The organism is Inquilinus sp. CA228 (assembly GCF_052078665.1).
Lineage (GTDB): Bacteria > Pseudomonadota > Alphaproteobacteria > DSM-16000 > Inquilinaceae > Inquilinus.
This window is the reverse complement of sequence record NZ_JBQJIK010000011.1, coordinates 87,491-102,777: the sequence shown is the minus strand read 5'-3', so window position 1 is coordinate 102,777 and position 15,287 is coordinate 87,491. Positions and strand designations below refer to the sequence as shown.

The 15,287-nt window shown below is 71.4% G+C and carries 17 protein-coding genes; 9 read left to right on the top strand and 8 right to left on the bottom strand.

Going from position 1 to position 15,287, the window contains the following annotated elements:
- Window positions 1-19: 19 nt before the first annotated feature.
- Window positions 20-442, bottom strand: a complete 423-nt coding sequence (locus tag ACTOWL_RS07515) for a hypothetical protein (protein ID WP_441320581.1) — start codon at window positions 440-442, stop codon at window positions 20-22.
- Window positions 443-539: 97 nt separating this feature from the next.
- Between ACTOWL_RS07515 and ACTOWL_RS07510 the strand changes: the two genes are divergently transcribed.
- Window positions 540-1,466: a carbohydrate kinase family protein gene (locus ACTOWL_RS07510; protein WP_441320580.1), complete on the top strand. Its 927-nt coding sequence runs from the start codon at window positions 540-542 to the stop codon at window positions 1,464-1,466.
- Between the two features lie 8 nt (window positions 1,467-1,474).
- Entirely contained in the window at window positions 1,475-2,395 is a 921-nt protein-coding gene (locus ACTOWL_RS07505) for a pseudouridine-5'-phosphate glycosidase (protein ID WP_441320579.1), read from the top strand.
- Here the strand turns inward: ACTOWL_RS07505 and ACTOWL_RS07500 are convergent.
- On the bottom strand, window positions 2,384-3,037 hold the full coding sequence (locus ACTOWL_RS07500) for an aminotransferase class I/II-fold pyridoxal phosphate-dependent enzyme (protein ID WP_441320578.1): 654 nt from the start codon (window positions 3,035-3,037) through the stop codon (window positions 2,384-2,386). The two genes, ACTOWL_RS07505 and ACTOWL_RS07500, sit on opposite strands and share 12 nt — an antisense overlap.
- Window positions 3,038-3,121: 84 nt before the next feature.
- Here ACTOWL_RS07500 and ACTOWL_RS07495 point away from each other — a divergent pair, with 84 nt between their 5' ends.
- Together ACTOWL_RS07495 and ACTOWL_RS07490 are read left to right on the top strand one after the other, a co-directional pair.
- Complete coding sequence (locus tag ACTOWL_RS07495) at window positions 3,122-3,511, top strand: VOC family protein (RefSeq protein WP_441320577.1); 390 nt, start codon at window positions 3,122-3,124, stop codon at window positions 3,509-3,511.
- 47 nt (window positions 3,512-3,558) lie between these two features.
- Window positions 3,559-4,761 (top strand): MFS transporter, encoded by a 1,203-nt coding sequence (locus tag ACTOWL_RS07490; protein WP_441320576.1) that lies wholly within the window; start codon window positions 3,559-3,561, stop codon window positions 4,759-4,761.
- Here the strand turns inward: ACTOWL_RS07490 and ACTOWL_RS07485 are convergent.
- The 5 genes from ACTOWL_RS07485 to ACTOWL_RS07465 form a co-directional block, all read right to left on the bottom strand.
- On the bottom strand, window positions 4,758-5,831 hold the full coding sequence (locus ACTOWL_RS07485) for a lipid A deacylase LpxR family protein (RefSeq protein WP_441320575.1): 1,074 nt from the start codon (window positions 5,829-5,831) through the stop codon (window positions 4,758-4,760). The two genes, ACTOWL_RS07490 and ACTOWL_RS07485, sit on opposite strands and share 4 nt — an antisense overlap.
- A 142-nt stretch (window positions 5,832-5,973) precedes the next feature.
- On the bottom strand, window positions 5,974-6,573 hold the full coding sequence (locus ACTOWL_RS07480) for a flavin reductase family protein (RefSeq protein WP_441320574.1): 600 nt from the start codon (window positions 6,571-6,573) through the stop codon (window positions 5,974-5,976).
- Between the two features lie 94 nt (window positions 6,574-6,667).
- On the bottom strand, window positions 6,668-7,168 hold the full coding sequence (locus ACTOWL_RS07475; RefSeq protein ID WP_441320573.1) for a hypothetical protein: 501 nt from the start codon (window positions 7,166-7,168) through the stop codon (window positions 6,668-6,670).
- Between the two features lie 144 nt (window positions 7,169-7,312).
- Window positions 7,313-7,546, bottom strand: a complete 234-nt coding sequence (locus ACTOWL_RS07470) for a hypothetical protein (protein WP_441320572.1) — start codon at window positions 7,544-7,546, stop codon at window positions 7,313-7,315.
- 87 nt (window positions 7,547-7,633) lie between these two features.
- Window positions 7,634-8,101 (bottom strand): YybH family protein, encoded by a 468-nt coding sequence (locus tag ACTOWL_RS07465; RefSeq protein WP_441320571.1) that lies wholly within the window; start codon window positions 8,099-8,101, stop codon window positions 7,634-7,636.
- 192 nt (window positions 8,102-8,293) lie between these two features.
- On the opposite strand from ACTOWL_RS07465, the gene ACTOWL_RS07460 reads away from it, so the two are divergent.
- A complete protein-coding gene (locus ACTOWL_RS07460) occupies window positions 8,294-8,857 on the top strand; it encodes a hypothetical protein (protein WP_441320570.1) in 564 nt (187 codons plus the stop codon).
- A gap of 7 nt (window positions 8,858-8,864) precedes the next feature.
- Here the strand turns inward: ACTOWL_RS07460 and ACTOWL_RS07455 are convergent, their stop codons facing one another.
- The gene (locus ACTOWL_RS07455) at window positions 8,865-9,629 is read right to left on the bottom strand and encodes a 5'-methylthioadenosine/adenosylhomocysteine nucleosidase (RefSeq protein WP_441320569.1); all 765 of its coding nucleotides are present in this window, start codon (window positions 9,627-9,629) and stop codon (window positions 8,865-8,867) included.
- Window positions 9,630-9,851: 222 nt separating this feature from the next.
- Between ACTOWL_RS07455 and ACTOWL_RS07450 the strand changes: the two genes are divergently transcribed.
- The 4 genes from ACTOWL_RS07450 to ACTOWL_RS07435 all read left to right on the top strand — a co-directional run bounded on the left by ACTOWL_RS07450 (window position 9,852) and on the right by ACTOWL_RS07435 (window position 15,275).
- Window positions 9,852-12,317 (top strand): ligase-associated DNA damage response DEXH box helicase, encoded by a 2,466-nt coding sequence (locus tag ACTOWL_RS07450; RefSeq protein ID WP_441320568.1) that lies wholly within the window; start codon window positions 9,852-9,854, stop codon window positions 12,315-12,317.
- 70 nt (window positions 12,318-12,387) lie between these two features.
- Window positions 12,388-14,142, top strand: a complete 1,755-nt coding sequence (locus ACTOWL_RS07445) for an adenylate/guanylate cyclase domain-containing protein (protein WP_441320567.1) — start codon at window positions 12,388-12,390, stop codon at window positions 14,140-14,142.
- Window positions 14,143-14,226: 84 nt separating this feature from the next.
- Window positions 14,227-14,841 carry a hypothetical protein gene (locus tag ACTOWL_RS07440; protein ID WP_441320566.1) on the top strand — a complete coding sequence of 205 codons (615 nt, stop codon included), beginning with the start codon at window positions 14,227-14,229 and terminating at the stop codon, window positions 14,839-14,841.
- The gene (locus ACTOWL_RS07435; protein WP_441320565.1) at window positions 14,838-15,275 is read left to right on the top strand and encodes a hypothetical protein; all 438 of its coding nucleotides are present in this window, start codon (window positions 14,838-14,840) and stop codon (window positions 15,273-15,275) included. The genes ACTOWL_RS07440 and ACTOWL_RS07435 overlap by 4 nt, the downstream gene beginning before the upstream one ends.
- Window positions 15,276-15,287: the final 12 nt, after the last annotated feature.

The following is a 15,287-nucleotide window of genomic DNA, read 5'->3' as shown; positions in this document are numbered from 1 at the left end:
GACGACGCCAAATGCTGCCTCAGTCCAGTGACGCCACCGGGATCGGCTTGCATGGAAGGTCGTCGCCTTCGGCCCGCTTGGCCATCCAGACGCCGGCGAACTGGTCGGCGAAGTACCATTTGCCGCTGAACCCGGACCCGCCGTCCAGGAAGGCGAAGGTCACGGTGCCCGTGCCGAACTTGTCGTTCCAGGTGAAGCGGTAGAGGCCGCCGCCCAGGGATTCGCCGTCGCTGAGCTGGCCGTCATAAGGGCCGGCGGTGGAGTCGATCACGTGGTAGCAGCCGCCGCGCTTCTCCGGCAGGAAGGTCAGCATCGACGGGGCCAGCACGCCGCCGGAGGTGACTTGGCCGCGATAGGTGCCGGCCGGCGCCGCCTGGTCCTGGGCCAGGGCGGGGCCGGCCAGACCGAACAGCAGGGCGATCAGGAGGACGAGGCGTCGCATGGCCGGGATGCTGCCGGCTGCGGCGGCGCCGCGCAACCCCGGATCTTGCCTTTCGCCGGCGGCCGACGCAGGGTGCGCGATCCTGAGAAGAGCCCGCATGTCCCTGCCCGTCTGGTGCTTCGGCGCCGCCCATATCGACCGCCAGGCCCGCGCCCATCGCGCCGTGCGCCTCGGCACCTCGAACCCGGTGACGATCCGCACCAGCCTGGGCGGCGTCGCCCGCAACGTGGCCGAGACCCTGGCCCGGCTGGGCCTGCCGGTCGGCCTGGTCAGCCGCATGGGACACGACCCGTCGGCTGAACGGATCCTGGCGGAGATGGCGCGGCTGGGCCTCGACCTGTCCCTGGTCGGCCGGTCGCAGACCAGCGGCACCGCCAGCTACACCGCGGTGCTGGAGCCGGGCGGCGAGATGGCGGTCGCGATCGCCGATATGGGCATCTATGACGAGATCGGGCCGGAGGTTCTGGCCCCGGCCCTGGCGGCGGCGCGGCCGGCTTCCGCGTGGTTCGTCGACGCCAACCTGCCGGCCGAGGGGCTGGCCGCCGTGCTGTCGCATCCGGGCCGGCCGGCGCTGGTGGCGGTCGACGCCGTGTCCTCGCCGAAATCCGAGAAGCTGCGCGGCCTGCTGGGCCGCATCGACCTGCTGTGCCTCAACCGCGACGAGGCCGAGGCGATCACCGGCCAGCCGGTCACCGACGAAGCGACGGCCTGGGACGCGCTGCGCCGGCTGCGGGCCGAAGGCGTCGGCCGAGTCGTGCTGAACCGCGGCGACGCCGGTGCCCTGATCGCCGATGCCGCGGGCGAGGCCACGGTTGCCGCCTGCCCGGCCGGGATCGTCGATGTCACCGGCGCCGGCGACGCCGCCGTGGCCGGCACGCTCTACGGCCTGGTCACCGGCCTGCCGCTGGTCGAGGCGGCCAGGCTCGGCCGTGCCGCCGCGGCGCTGGCGCTGGAGGCTCCGACCGCCGTGCCCGCAACCCTGACCGCCGACGCGCTGCGCCGGCGCGCCCTGATTGTCGCGTGAGGATCCCGATGAACAGCCTGCTGTCGATCGCCCCCGAGGTCTCCGCCGCCCTGGCCGCCGGACGCCCGGTGGTGGCGCTGGAGAGCACCATCATCTCGCACGGCATGCCCTATCCGCAGAACCTGGAGATGGCGCGCCGGGTCGAGGCGATCATCCGCGAGGAGGGCGCGGTGCCGGCGACGATCGCGGTGGCCGACGGCGGCATCCATGTCGGCCTCGACGACGCGCTGCTCGAGCGGCTGGCAACGGCCAGGGACGTGGCCAAGCTGTCGCGCCGCGACATGGGCGCGATCCTGGCCTCGGGCGGACTCGGCGCCACCACCGTGGCGGCGACCATGATCGCGGCCCATCTCGCCGGCATCCGGGTGTTCGCCACCGGCGGCATCGGCGGCGTGCATCGCGGCGCCGAGACCAGCCTCGACATCTCCGCCGACCTGGAGGAGCTGGCGCGCACCCCGGTGGCGGTGGTCTGCGCCGGCGCCAAGTCGATCCTCGACCTGGCGAAGACGCTGGAATATCTGGAGACCCGCGGCGTGCCGGTGATCGGCTACGGCACCGACACCCTGCCCGCCTTCTTCTGCCGGTCGAGCGGCCTTGCGCTGGCGCTGCGCCGCGACACGCCGGAGGAGGTGGCCGCCGTGCTGGCCGCCCAGGCGGCGCTGGGGTTCCCGGCTGGGGCGGTGATCGCCAACCCGATCCCGGAAGCGCATGCCCTGCCGGAGGCGGAGATCGACGCCGCCATCGCCAGCGCCCTGGCCGACGCCGACCGCGAGGGCATCGCCGGCAAGGCGGTGACGCCCTATCTGCTGGCCCGGATCGTCGCCCTGACCGAGGGCCGCAGCCTGATCGCCAACATCGCGCTGGTGGAGAACAACGCCCGGGTCGGGGCCCGCATCGCCAAGGCGCTGGCCATTCTGTCAGCCGCCTGACCGGGCGGCGCGGACCGCGGCGGCCAGGGCGCGCACCCCCGCCCGGATCACCGATTCCGAATGGCGGGCATAGCCCAGCAGCAGCGTCGGCGGCAGGCCGCGGGCCTGGGTGAAGCCGCTGGTCACCATCACCCGTTCGGGATCGGCGGCGACCCCGCGCACCCGGCCGAGATACTCCGCCAGCGCCTGCCGCAACGCCGCGATGCCGTGCAGGCTGCCATAGCCGAAATCGTCGCCCGCCATGGCGGCCAGGGCGTCGCGGCAGGCCTTCAGCCAGGGCCCGCGGGGAAAGCTGGCCAGGTCGGGGACGGCCGGCCGGAAGTCATAGCGCGGCGGCGCTTCCGGCGCGGCGGGCTCGATCGCCGCGGCCGTGCCGGAGGCGGCGAAGGCCGAGACCCGCGGCCGGGCCCCCTGCCGCAGGCTCAGATATCCTTCCGCCGCGAGCTGGGCATAGGCCTCCACCACCAGCGGCCGGGAGATACCGAGCTGCTGCGCCAGGTCCCGGGTCGACGGGACCGGCGCGCCGGGCCGCAGCCGGCCGGCGCGGACGGCGTCGCGGATCTGGTCCTCGATCTGCCCGCCCAGGGTGCGCGGCCCGTCGCGCGTCACCGAAACCAGGATGTCGATCGGCGAACTGGTCAACAAAGTCGACCCATGACTGGAACTGTCTCGCTGTCCAGTCTGGCACTAGCCTCCATCCCGATCAATCCATGACGGGAGGCACCGATGCAGATCAAGCTCGCCAGCGTGATGGTCGACGACCAGGACAAGGCGCTGCGCTTCTATACCGGCGTGCTGGGCTTCGTCACCGCGACCGACCTGCCGATCGGCCCGATGCGGTGGCTGACCGTCGCGTCCCCGGATGGCGTCGAGGGCGTCGAGCTGGTGCTGGAGCGGACGGATTTTCCGGCGTCGCAGGTCTACCAGAAGGCCCGGTTCGATGCCGGCATCCCGGCCCTGGCGCTGTTCACCGCCGACATCGCGGCCGAGCATCGCCGCCTGCTGGCGGCGGGCGTCACCGTGCATGGCGAGCCGCAGGCCCTGGGGCCGGTCCTCTCGGTCGTGTTCGAGGATGGCTGCGGCAACCTGGTCAACCTGGTCCAGCCCGTCGCCTGATCCGTCTCTCCGCCATCCGCCCCATCCCCTGGACCGAAGGTGCGATCATGTCCCAGGCGATCCTGGCCGATCCGTGCTCCGCACTCCCGGCGCACTCCCCCAGCGTGGTCCGGGCCCTGTGGCCGGTCCTGGCCGGCAGCTTCGCGGCGATGACCGGCTTCTACCTGCTGTTCTCGGTGGTGCCGCTCTACGCCGCCGCGGCAGGGGCCGGGGATGCCGGCGCCGGGCTGGTGACCGGCACGCTGATGGCCGCCACGGTGGCGGTCGAGCTGGCCATGCCGGCCCTGACCGCCCGCTTCGGCTACCGGCTGCTGTTCACCGCCGGGCTGGTGCTGCTCGGCGCGTCGGCGCTGCTGCTGACGGCCGGCGGCGGCATGGCGGCGATCGTGGCCGTCTGCCTGCTCCGCGGCTGCGGCCTCGCCGTCGTGGTCGTGGCCGGCGGCGCGCTGGTGGCCGTGCTGGTCCCGCCCGAACGCCGCGGCGAGGGGCTGGCCCTGTTCGGCATCGCCGCCACCGTGCCGGCGCTGGTGGCCCTGCCGCTCGGCGTCTGGCTGGCCGGCCATGTCGGCTTCGCGCCGGTGTTCGCCGCCGGCGCCGCGGTCGCGCTGGCCGGCCTCGCCGTGATGCCCGGCCTGCCGGGCCGGGCCGCGGCGCCGGCCGCGGCGATGGGCCTGCTGGCCGGGCTGCGCATGCCCGCCCTGGTTCGGCCGGCCCTGGTGTTCCTGGCGGTCGCGATGGCGGCCGGCATCGTCACCACCTTCCTGCCGCTGGCCCTGTCCTCGGCTTCCGGCGACCTCGTCGCCCTGGCCCTGCTGGCCCAGGCGGTGACCGCGACCGTGGCCCGCTGGCTGGCCGGCCGCTTCGGGGACCGCGTCGGCCAGGCGAGGCTGCTGGTCCTGGGCGTCGCCACCGCCTCGGCCGGCATCGCCACCCTGGTCCTGGGCGACGCCGCAGCCGCGGTGCTGCCGGGCATGCTGGTGTTCGGTGCCGGCTTCGGCGTCGCCCAGAACGCCAGCCTGTCGCTGATGTTCGACCGGGTGCCGGCCACCGGCTACGACACCGCCAGCGCCCTCTGGAACCTGGCCTATGACGCCGGCTACGGCCTGGGCGCGGTCGCCTTCGGCCTGCTGGCGGCGTGCACCGGCTATGCGGCGGCCTTCGCCCTCACCGCGGCGCTGGTCGCGGCCGCGCTGGTCCCCGCCTGGCGCGACGCCAGGCAGCCGGCCTGCCCCGTGGTCGCACGATCCTAGAACCGCCAGGACAGGGTGAAGGCTCCGTACTGGGTGAAATGGTTGTGCTGCTCCTCGAACTCCTGCGTCCGATACACATGGGTGTAGGCGATACGGAGGTCGTCGATCTGGACCGCGAGGCCGAGCTGCAGGTCGCCGACCAGCGGGTTCTTGGTGACGTGCGGGCTGTCCTCGAAGGTGTTGCCGTCGAGGAAGATGTTGCGGGCCACGGCCCGGCCCTCGACGCTGGCGAATAGGTACCAGCTGAAGCCGCTGGTCGGGATGAAGAAGTCCGATCCCGGCACGCTCGGCCGGATCCGCGGTGGCCCGTAATCGTCGGGCAGACGGAAGCCGAGCCGCGCCGTGGCGCCGGCCGAGGCCTGGGTCAGTACGTTGCCGAGGCTGGCGCCGACATGGGGCGACAGGTCGAAGCCGATGCCGAACGGCGCGGCGGTCCAAAGTCCACGCCAGGTGCGCTCGTAGCTCAGGATCACGCCGGGCTCGTTGTGCAGCTGGTGGTCCCAGCCGCGCGCCTTCCGCGAATCGATGATGCTGTGCACCGTGTTCTGCACCTGCTCGCCGATGGCATAGGGGCCGACGACGCCGATCTGCAGTTCGAGCCGGTCGAGCCGGTTGCCGGAATCGGCCAGGACCGCGGCGCCGCCATAGAGCCAAGCCGCGTAGGGCCGGTCGTTCGGGTCCGGGTCGCGCCGCGAGATGTCCTTCGGCGTGTACAGACTTTGGCCGAAGGACAGGGTCGACCGGATCGGCGCGCTGTCGGGGAATAGAGGGAAGGTGCGCGCCGCAGTCGCGAGCCAGTCCGGCGTCCAGGTCTCCGAGCTGGTGAAGGCGAAGCGGAAGCCGTTGGTGTAGCCGCGGTCGGTGTTGGCGAAGACGTCGTTCTCCAGGCTGAAGCCGATGAAGGCCCCCGGATCCTCCTTCAGCGGCCGCGGCGCCTGCGGCGTCGAGGTCACGACCGCCGGCCGATCCGGTTCGGCCGGTGCCTCCTGCGCCCGTCCCCCGGCCGGAAGCAGCGTGACGCCGATTGCGGCCGAAACCGAACACCACCAGACCCCGGTGCGCAAACCCATGCTGTTCCCCCTTCCCTCTCGACCACCGCCGCGCTTTGGCAGGCGTCCCGGCAAACGGAACGGTACGACAGCGCGACGGGTTCCCCGGCAGCTTGCGGGAACGATAGCATGGATGGCAGCCGGCGGGGTCGGTCTGAGGCGGTCAGCGCGGGCGCTGCATGCTGAACACGGTGTCGAGCACGCCGTAATCCATGTAGCCGAGCCGCGAGATCGCGCGCCGCGACGACAGGTCGATGCGGCCGTCGACGATCACCGACTCGTCGATATGGATCGACACCACCTCGCCGATGACGATGGCGCCCGGCACCGTCTCGCCCGCCGCGGTGGTCAGCGGCACCGACTTGACCCAGCGGCATTCCAGCGCCGCGGCGGCAGCCGCCACACGTGGCGGCTTGACCAGCCGCGACGGCGCCATCACCAGCCCGGCCAGCTCGGGCTCGCTGACCTCCGGCCCGACCGAGGCTGAGGTGGTGTTCATCTGCTCGCGCAGGTCCCAGGTGGCGAGGCTGGCCACGAACTCGCCGGTCGCCTCGGCGTTGGCTTGGGAATCCTTCGGCCCGCTCGGCGCGAACATCACCATCGGCGGCCGGTCGGCCACGGCGTTGAAGAAGCTGTAGGGCGCCAGGTTGACCACCCCGTCGCGGCTGACCGTGCTGATCCAGCCGATCGGCCGCGGCACCACCAGGGCCTTGAACGGGTCGTGCGGCAGGCCGTGGTTGCGCAGCCGGGGTTCGTAATCCATGGGTGATCTCGCGGTTCCGGAGATTCGATAGCTGGGCGATCCGTGGCACCGGATCAAGCCGCAGGCGGACCGAACCACCACCCACGGCAGCCCATCACCGGGTGAGCAGAACCCTCACGGTCTGTCCATCGGCGAGAGCGGTCTCCTGACGGACATAGCCGCCCTGAGCGTCATACCCGACCCGCCAGGTCACCGCGGTCGAGACGATCCACTGGCCCGCGGGAAGATTCCGGAACACGAAATTGCCCTGGGCATCGCACTGCGTCTCGCGCTCGATGCCCTCCCGAAACAGCCGGCCCTGGTTCGGATTGTCGATCACGGCAAGGCCACCCACGATCGGGTTCCATCCGGCCTCGAAGATCCCGGTCATCTCGCGGGTATAGGCGGTCGCCGGCGCGGCCCAGACTTCAGACCCGGCGCAGGTGACGACGCCGCCGCCATCCTGGCGCAGGAAGCCCTGCCCCTCGATGGTGCCCGTGCCGCTGCCGCGATAGGCCGCGTATTCGGATTCGACGAATGGCGCCTGCGGCTTGATCACCTTGGGCGCGCAGCCCGCCGCGAACAGGCACAGAGCCACCAATGCCAGATTGCGCATGATCCCCCTCGACAAGCAGCACGGGGCCTTGAAATGCGGCGCGGCCTCGGCAGGACAGAAGGCTCCGGAACCGGAGCCTGACGGACGATAGTCGGCCCCGATACGATCCGCCAGACCGGCCTGACGGGCATGCGCTCTTGCCGGTTAGAATCCCACCTTCGACGCCCCAGCCTTGGCGCCGCTGAACCGGATGGCGACGATCTCCGACCGCAGGATGACGGTCTCGCTGCCATCATGGGTCAGGTAGACGAGATCGCGCACGGTCCGGACGTCTTGGGCCGGAAGCTCGTGCCCGCCGCGGGTGAACAGCACCAGCGTCGCCCCCGCGCCGGCGGCCCGGAGCTTCTGGGCATAGTCCTCGATGATCGCTGCGTCCATGGCCTCCTCCGCGCCGGCCCCGAGCGGGCCGACGGCTCCAGCCATGATGTTGTCACCCGCAGCGCGGCTGTCGAGCCCCTGAACTCGTCAGAAGTTCAGATTGCGGATGATCTGCCAGTGCCCGGACGCGCCGCGCTGCCATACCGTCAAATAGAGGCCCGAGGAGGTCTGGCTCTGCCCCTTGGCGTCGACCTTGGTGGTGCCGCCATGGCCCCATTCGTAGATCAGACCGTCGCGGATGACCTGGATCCCGTCCTGCTGGATGGTGCCGCCGGTGATCTTGGTGCCGGGCGTCATGCGCTCCTTGAGGAAGGCCTCGATCGCGGCCCGGCCGGTGTAGGTCTTGCCGTTGCCGAGGATGAACATGGCGTCGTTGGCGAAGGGCTCGGCCGCCTTCTCGACGTCGCCCGCCTGCAGCGCCGGCACCCAGTCGGCATTGGCCTTGTCGATCTCCGGCCTGGCCGAGGCCAGGTCCTCTTCCGGCGTCGCCGCCGCGGCCCCGAGGGACAGGGCGATGCCGAGCGCGAAGGTGGTGAGCAAGAGACCCGACGTCATGGCGTTCCTCCTGGCTGTTGCCTCGGGGCCGTCTGGCCCACCCTGCCTGACACTATAACCATCAAGAAGGTTAGAGGAGTCGAAATCACGGCGGCGGAGATGACAAAGACTTCATGCGGCGGGCCGGAATAAGCCCGGGGCCGGCGGGGTCCATAAGGCACTCGTCTCCACAGCAACCCATGGACAATCGCCATGACCCGCTTCCCGTTCTCCTCGCTTCGTCCGCAGCGGCCGGCCCGGATTCTGGCGGCCGCCGCCCTCGCCCTGGCCGGCGGTGCCCTGCCCGCCTTCGCCGCGGTGCCGCGCGTGGTGTCGGACGAGATCGATCCGGTCTCGCGGGTGCCGTTCACCGTCGCCTCGGGCAGGGCGGAGCAGCCTGTCTCGGTGCAGGGCAATCCATTCACGACGCCGGGCTTCGCCGATGCGGTGACCCGCATCATGACCCAGGCTTTCGGCGGCGGGCGCACCCGCTTCGTACCCGTCGCGGCGCCCACGGCCGAATCCGGCCCGGCGCGCATGCCCAACTATTCCCTGGTCTTCAACCCGGCCCATGGCCTGCTGCCGGACGCACTGTGCAGCGGCGGTCCCGTCGCCACCGAGCCGGGCCGGGGGCCGATCGTGGTGCGCGCCGCGACCTGCCTGGACGGTCAGGCCCAGTCCGCCGTCACCGGCTATCTCGACCAGGCCGCCGGGCCGGATGATCCGGGGTTCACCGGCTTGGTCCGCGACCTGACGCAACGGCTGATGGATCTATGACCGGCGGCTACAGCACCGTCGAGATCCGCCCGACCACGCGGGCGGCGATGCCGGCGGCGGCGTCGAGGAAGGCGGGGAAATCCATGTGGCTCTCGCTGCCGGCGAGGTCGCTGAGCGCCCGCACCACCACCACCGGCACGCCGAAGCGCTCGGCCACCGCCGCCACCGCCGCGCCCTCCATCTCGATGGCGACGCCGCCGAACTCGCGGTGCAGCCGCTCGCGCTCCTGCGCGTCGTTGAGAAAGATGTCGCCGGTCAGGATGGTACCGAAGATCAGCCGGGACCGGTGCGGCTCGCCGCCGGTTGCCGTGGCGCCGAATCCGCCGATATCAAGGCCTTCGATTGCGTCCCTGATCTTTTCTCTGAGGTTTTGTTCCAGGCTGTAGCCGGTCTCCTCCGGGAAACCGGGCAGCGGCGGCACGCCGGGCTGGTAGGGCTTCAGCCGGCCGCCGATCCGGGCGCCGTAATCGTGCATCACCAGCCGGTCGGCCACCACCACGTCGCCGATGGCGAGGTCCGGGTCGAGGCCGCCGGCGACGCCGGAGAACAGCAACGAGCTGCACTTGAACTCCTGGAGCAGCAGGGTCGCGACCATGGCGGCGTGGCTCTTGCCGATGCCGGCCTCGACCGCCACCAGGTCGCGGGTGCCGAGCCGGCCGAGACGGAAGCGGCAGCCGGCGATCTCGCGCTCGGTGCGCACCACCAGATCGTCATGCGCCGCCAGCTCCTGCGGGATCGCCGCCATCAGCCCGATCGGTCCATCCGCACGCATCGCATCCTCCGCTCTTGTCGCCGCCCCTTATGCGCCGGCCGGGCAGCCGGCGCAAAGGGATGCGACCATCAGGACAGGCCGAGCGCGGGCCGGCGCCGGCCGCCGGTCGGCACGCGATGCACCGCCACGAAGCGCCGGTTGACGAGAACAAACACACAACAGTTGCGTTCGGGCCGGTCCTGGGCTGATCTGGTCGGACGCATCCTTCGAAACGAAGCACCCATGACCGCCTTGGCGGAGACCGAACCGCTGCTGCCGCCGGCCTTCGAGGGCTGGTTCCGGCACAAGGGCTGGACGCCGCATCCGCACCAGCGGGAGATGCTGCAGGCGGCGCGCGACGGCACCCACGCCCTGCTGATCGCCCCGACCGGCGGCGGCAAGACCCTGGCCGGCTTCCTGCCGACGCTGACCGAGCTGGCGGAGCGGCCGCGCGAGGGGCTGCACACGCTCTACATCTCGCCGCTCAAGGCGCTGGCGGTCGACATCCACCGCAACCTGGAGCAGCCGATCGCCGAGATGCGGCTGCCGATCCGGGCCGAGACCCGCACCGGCGACACACCGCAGATCAAGCGCGAGCGCCAGCGCCGCCACGCGCCGCAGATCCTGATGACGACGCCGGAGAGCCTGGCGCTGCTGCTGTCCTATGGCGACGCCGACCGCATCTTCGAGGCCCTGCGCTGCGTCATCGTCGACGAGCTGCACGCTTTGGCCGGCACCAAGCGCGGCGACCTGCTGGCGCTCGGCCTCGCCCGCCTCGCCACCCTCGCGCCGGCGGCCCGCCGGATCGGGCTGTCGGCCACGGTGGCGCATCCCGACGCGCTGGTCGCCTGGCTGTCGCCGACCGGCCATGCCGACCCGGCCCTGGTGCGCACGGTGCGCGGCCCGCCGGGGATCAAGCCGATCGTCGAGATCATGGAGACCGAGAGCCGCCTGCCCTGGGCCGGCCATATGGGCACCTATGCCGCCCGCGACCTCTACGACCGCATCCGCAAGGCCGGCACCACGCTGCTCTTCGTCAACACAAGGGCGCAGGCGGAGCTGGTGTTCCAGGCGCTGTGGCGGCTCAACGACGAGGTGCTGCCGATCGCGCTGCACCACGGCAGCCTGGCGGCGGAGCAGCGCCGCAAGGTCGAGGCGGCGATGGCGCGGGGCGAGCTGCGCGCCGTGGTCGCCACCTCCTCGCTCGATCTCGGCATCGACTGGGCCGCGGTCGACCTGGTGATCCAGATCGGCGCGCCGAAGGGGGCGAGCCGCCTGCTGCAGCGCATCGGCCGGTCGAACCACCGCTTCGACGCGCCATCGGTCGCGGTGCTGGTCCCCGCCAACCGATTCGAGGTACTGGAATGCCGCGCCGCCTCCGACGCGATCGACGCGATGACGCTGGACGGCGACCCGCCCGCCCCCGGCACGTTCGACACGCTGGCGCAGCATCTGCTGGGCTGCGCCTGCTCCGCCGCCTTCGACGCCCGCGCCATGTATGCCGAGCTGCGTCGCGCCGCACCCTATGCCGGCCTGACCCGCCGCGACTTCGACGACGTGCTGGATTTCGTCGCCCATGGCGGCTACGCGCTGCGCAACTACGACCGCTTCCACCGGCTGAAGCAGGATGCCGAGGGCCGCTGGAAGGTGGCCAGCGCCGTGGTCGCCCGGCAGTACCGGATGAATGTCGGCACCATCGTCGAGGAGGAGATGCTGAAGGTCCGGCTCTCCGGCGGCTTCGGCAAGGTGCTCGGCGAGGTCGAGGAGTACTTCGCCCAGGGTCTGCTGCCCGGCGACACCTTCATGTTCGCGGGGCAGCTGCTGCGCTTCGAGGGCATCCGCGAGATGAGCGTGATCTGCAGCCGCGCCGCCAGCGGCGAGCCCAAGGTGCCGGCCTATGCCGGCGGCCGGATGCCGCTGACCACCCATCTGGCCGACCGGGTGCGGCGCCTGCTGTCCACCCCCGCCCACTGGGCCGGGCTGCCGGACGACGCGCGCGAATGGCTGGAGCTGCAGCGCGACCGCTCCGGCCTGCCCGGCCCGGGCGAGCTGATGATCGAGACCTTCCCGCGCGGCGGCCGGCACTACATGGTGGCCTACTGCTTCGAAGGAAGGCAGGCGCACCAGACGCTCGGCATGCTCATCACCAAGCGGATGGAGCGCGCCGGGCTGGGGCCGATCGGCTTCGTCGCCACCGACTATGTGCTGGCGACCTGGAGCCTGGAACCGGTGACCGACCCGGCGCCGCTGTTCGACGAGGACATGCTGGGCGACGACCTGGAGGCCTGGATGAGCGAATCCAGCCTGCTGCGCCGCACCTTCCGCAACGTCGCCGTGATCGCCGGGCTGATCGAGCGCCGCATGCCCGGCGAGCGCAAGACCGGCCGCCAGGTCACGGTCAGCGCCGACCTGATCTACGACGTGCTGCGCCGGCACCAGCCCGACCATGTGCTGCTGCGCGCCACCCGCGCCGACGCGGCCCGCGGCCTGGTCGACCTCGGCCGCGTCACCCTGCTGCTGAAGCGCGCCCGGCGCAAGCTGACGCTGCGCGCACTCGACCGCATCTCGCCTTTGGCCGTTCCGGTGCTGCTGGAGATCGGCCGGGTCAGCATCGCCGACGGCGCCATCGACAAGATGCTGGAGGAGGCCGCCGCCGAGATGATCGCCGAGGCCACCCCGAAGCGGGGCGAGCGGCGGCGCCGCGCATGAGCGGCCGACATCGTTTGTCGCCCCGCCCAGGGTTTGCTAAAATTGCATCTTTCAGGGCAAGGACGAGCCCATGGAACGGCCGGACGTCCAGCGCAGGCTGGCGGCGATCCTGGCAGCGGACATGGTGGGCTATAGCCGGCTGATGGAGGCCGACGAGTCCGGCACGCTTGCGCGGCTGAAGACCCATCGGATCGAGCTGATCGACCCGGCGATCGCCAAGGCCCGCGGCAGCATCGTCAAGACCACCGGCGACGGGCTGCTGGTCGAGTTCGCCAGCATCGTCGACGCGCTGACCTGCGCCGCGGAGATCCAGCGCCGCATGGCCCGGCGCAACAGCGACGTCTCGCCGGCGCGCTGGATCCAGTTCCGCATCGGCATCAATCTCGGCGATGTGATCGTCGAGGACGGCGACCTGTTCGGCGACGGCGTCAACGTCGCGGCGCGGCTGGAGGCGCTGGCGGAGCCGGGCGGGATCTGCGTGTCGGGCGCGGTGCGCGACCAGGTCGGCGACCGGCTCGACTTCGGCTTCGAGGATCTCGGCGAGCAGGCGGTCAAGAACATCTCCCGGCCGATCCGCGTGTACCGGGTCCGGCTCGACCTGCCGGCGGCGGGCGCCCCGTCCGAGATCGCCGCCGCCGCTCCCGTCGCGACCAAGCCCTCCATCGTCGTGCTGCCCTTCGCCAATATGAGCGGCGAGCCGGAGCAGGAGTTCTTCGCCGACGGCCTGACCGAGGACATCATCACCGAGCTGTCGCGCTTCCACGAGCTGCTGGTGATCTCCCGCAACTCCGCCTTCGTGCACAAGGGCAAGGCGGTGAAGGTGCAGGACGTGGCCCGCGAATTCGGCGTCCACTACGTGGTCGAGGGCAGCGTGCGCAAGGCCGGCGGCCGGGTGCGGGTCACGGTGCAGTTGATCGACGCCGAGACCGACCGGCACATCTGGGCCGAGCGCTACGACCGCGACCTGGCCGACATCTTCGCCATCCAGGACGAGGTCACGTCGGCCATCGCCGCCACCCTGCCCGGCCGGGTCGAGGCCGCGGCGCGCGACCGGGCCAAGCGGAAGACCACGGACAATCTGGAAGCCTATGAATGCCTGCTGGCCGGCAAGGTCCTGCACCACCGGTCGACGCGCGACGACAATGGCCAGGCGCTGGCGATGCTCGACCGCGCCGTCGTCCTCGACCCGAAATACGCCCATGCCCATGCCTGGCGGGCCTGCGTGCTGGGCCAGAGCTGGGTCAATGGCTGGTGCGCCGACCGCGACGCCACCTGGGACGCCGTGGTCGGCGAGCTGGAGATCGCCATCGCCCTCGACGACAACGACGCCGATGTCCACCGCATCCTCGCCGCGGTCGCCCTGGCGCGGCACGAGTTCGACAAATCCATGTACCACCAGGAACGGGCGATCGCCTCGAACCCGAACTACGACCTGATCGTGGTGCAGCAGGGTGAGATCCTGACCTGGCTCGGCCGGCCGGAGGAAGGCATCGACTGGATCCGCAAGGCGATGCGGCTCAACCCGCATCATCCGGAGCGGTTCTGGAGCCATCTCGGCCGGGCCCACTACACCGCCCGGCGCTACGCCGAGGCGGTGGAGGCCTACAGCCACATCACCAAGCCCGACCACAGCCACCACGCCTTCCTCGCCGCCGCGCTGGCCTGGATGGGCGACGCCACCGCCGCCGGCGCCCATGCGCAGGCGGTGCTGCGGACCAATTCCGACTTCACGGCGGAGACGTTCCTGGTGACCCTGCACTACAAGCGCGACGAGGATCGCGCCCATTGCCGCGACGGCCTGCTCAAGGCCGGGTTGCCTGCCTGATCGCAAAGCTCACGAGATGTGTGTCCTGCTGCCGCCCGAGGGATTCGCTAGGATCGGTCCGCGCGGCGGAATCGGGGGGATGTGATGGCGGAGGATGCGGACGGACGGGATCGCCTGGCCCGGGCCAAGGCGGCGCTGGCGATCGACGCCTCGCCGGCCAGCCGGGCGCGGATCGAGTCCGGCTACGAGGCGCTGTGCCTCGACCTGGTCAGCGAATGGGTGCTGGGCGAGCGCCGCCATGAGAGCCAGGGGCAGCAGGCCGAGGCCTGGATCGCCCGATTCTACGACACGCTGCACAGCGACGAGCAGCCGGATGCGAACCGGATCTATGCCCGCTACCAGCTCGGCCTGCCGCGGGCGCAATACCTGGCACGGCTGCTGCGCGCCCGCCGCACCGCGCAGTGGCGGGCCGCTGCCCGGGTCGAGTTGCGCCAGGTGCTGGAGCGTATCGAAGCCGACGCCCGCGCCGCCGCCGACGCCGGCCGGGCCCAGGTGCAGCGCTTCGAGCTCAGCCTGTCACGCGGCGGCTACGATGAGCTCGTCACCCTCTACGACACGGTCGCCGCGGCGATCACCAGGGGCGACCGGCCGGCACCGCCGGCGAAGAAGCCCTCCTCGCCCACCCTGACCTGGTTCTCGATCACGGCCGAGTCGATCCTGGCCCTGCTCGACGCGCTGAGCCGGGAGGGCCGGCCATGACCAACCCGCTGTCGCTGCTCAGCCCGCTGCTGACCCTGGCCGGCCTCGTCGGCAGCTTCTTCTACATCCAGCTCAGCCAGTGGCTGCGCGACCTGCTGGCGCTGCGCCAGAAGATCGAGCTGAACCGCTTCGCCGGCGACGAGGCGCAGAAGCGCGCCATCGTCGAATGCCGGATCGAGTACCGGCGGCTGGCGACCTGGCACACCTATGCCGTCAATCTCAGCGTCATCGGCTTCGTGCTGTTCATCCTGGTGCTGGGGCTGCTGATGATCCGCCCGGCCGCCACCGATCCGATGTACGACTACATGGCGACCGCGCTCTGGGTCTTCCTCGTCCTGTTCGTCGGGCTCGCCTCCGGGCTGTTCTGGCTGGGCCACCGCAAGGCGACGGAGATCGGTGCGATCCTGGAGCCCCGGCAACCGCCCGGAGCTTGAGTGGAACAGAAG

Coding starts and splice junctions, on each gene's coding strand:
- ACTOWL_RS07515 (WP_441320581.1), bottom strand. CDS start 442: ATGCGACGCCTCGTCCTCCTGATCGCCCTGCTGTTCGGTCTGGCCGGC.
- ACTOWL_RS07510 (WP_441320580.1), top strand. CDS start 540: ATGTCCCTGCCCGTCTGGTGCTTCGGCGCCGCCCATATCGACCGCCAG.
- ACTOWL_RS07505 (WP_441320579.1), top strand. CDS start 1,475: ATGAACAGCCTGCTGTCGATCGCCCCCGAGGTCTCCGCCGCCCTGGCC.
- ACTOWL_RS07495 (WP_441320577.1), top strand. CDS start 3,122: ATGCAGATCAAGCTCGCCAGCGTGATGGTCGACGACCAGGACAAGGCG.
- ACTOWL_RS07490 (WP_441320576.1), top strand. CDS start 3,559: ATGTCCCAGGCGATCCTGGCCGATCCGTGCTCCGCACTCCCGGCGCAC.
- ACTOWL_RS07485 (WP_441320575.1), bottom strand. CDS start 5,831: ATGGGTTTGCGCACCGGGGTCTGGTGGTGTTCGGTTTCGGCCGCAATC.
- ACTOWL_RS07480 (WP_441320574.1), bottom strand. CDS start 6,573: ATGGATTACGAACCCCGGCTGCGCAACCACGGCCTGCCGCACGACCCG.
- ACTOWL_RS07475 (WP_441320573.1), bottom strand. CDS start 7,168: ATGCGCAATCTGGCATTGGTGGCTCTGTGCCTGTTCGCGGCGGGCTGC.
- ACTOWL_RS07470 (WP_441320572.1), bottom strand. CDS start 7,546: ATGGACGCAGCGATCATCGAGGACTATGCCCAGAAGCTCCGGGCCGCC.
- ACTOWL_RS07465 (WP_441320571.1), bottom strand. CDS start 8,101: ATGACGTCGGGTCTCTTGCTCACCACCTTCGCGCTCGGCATCGCCCTG.
- ACTOWL_RS07460 (WP_441320570.1), top strand. CDS start 8,294: ATGACCCGCTTCCCGTTCTCCTCGCTTCGTCCGCAGCGGCCGGCCCGG.
- ACTOWL_RS07455 (WP_441320569.1), bottom strand. CDS start 9,629: ATGCGTGCGGATGGACCGATCGGGCTGATGGCGGCGATCCCGCAGGAG.
- ACTOWL_RS07450 (WP_441320568.1), top strand. CDS start 9,852: ATGACCGCCTTGGCGGAGACCGAACCGCTGCTGCCGCCGGCCTTCGAG.
- ACTOWL_RS07445 (WP_441320567.1), top strand. CDS start 12,388: ATGGAACGGCCGGACGTCCAGCGCAGGCTGGCGGCGATCCTGGCAGCG.
- ACTOWL_RS07440 (WP_441320566.1), top strand. CDS start 14,227: ATGGCGGAGGATGCGGACGGACGGGATCGCCTGGCCCGGGCCAAGGCG.
- ACTOWL_RS07435 (WP_441320565.1), top strand. CDS start 14,838: ATGACCAACCCGCTGTCGCTGCTCAGCCCGCTGCTGACCCTGGCCGGC.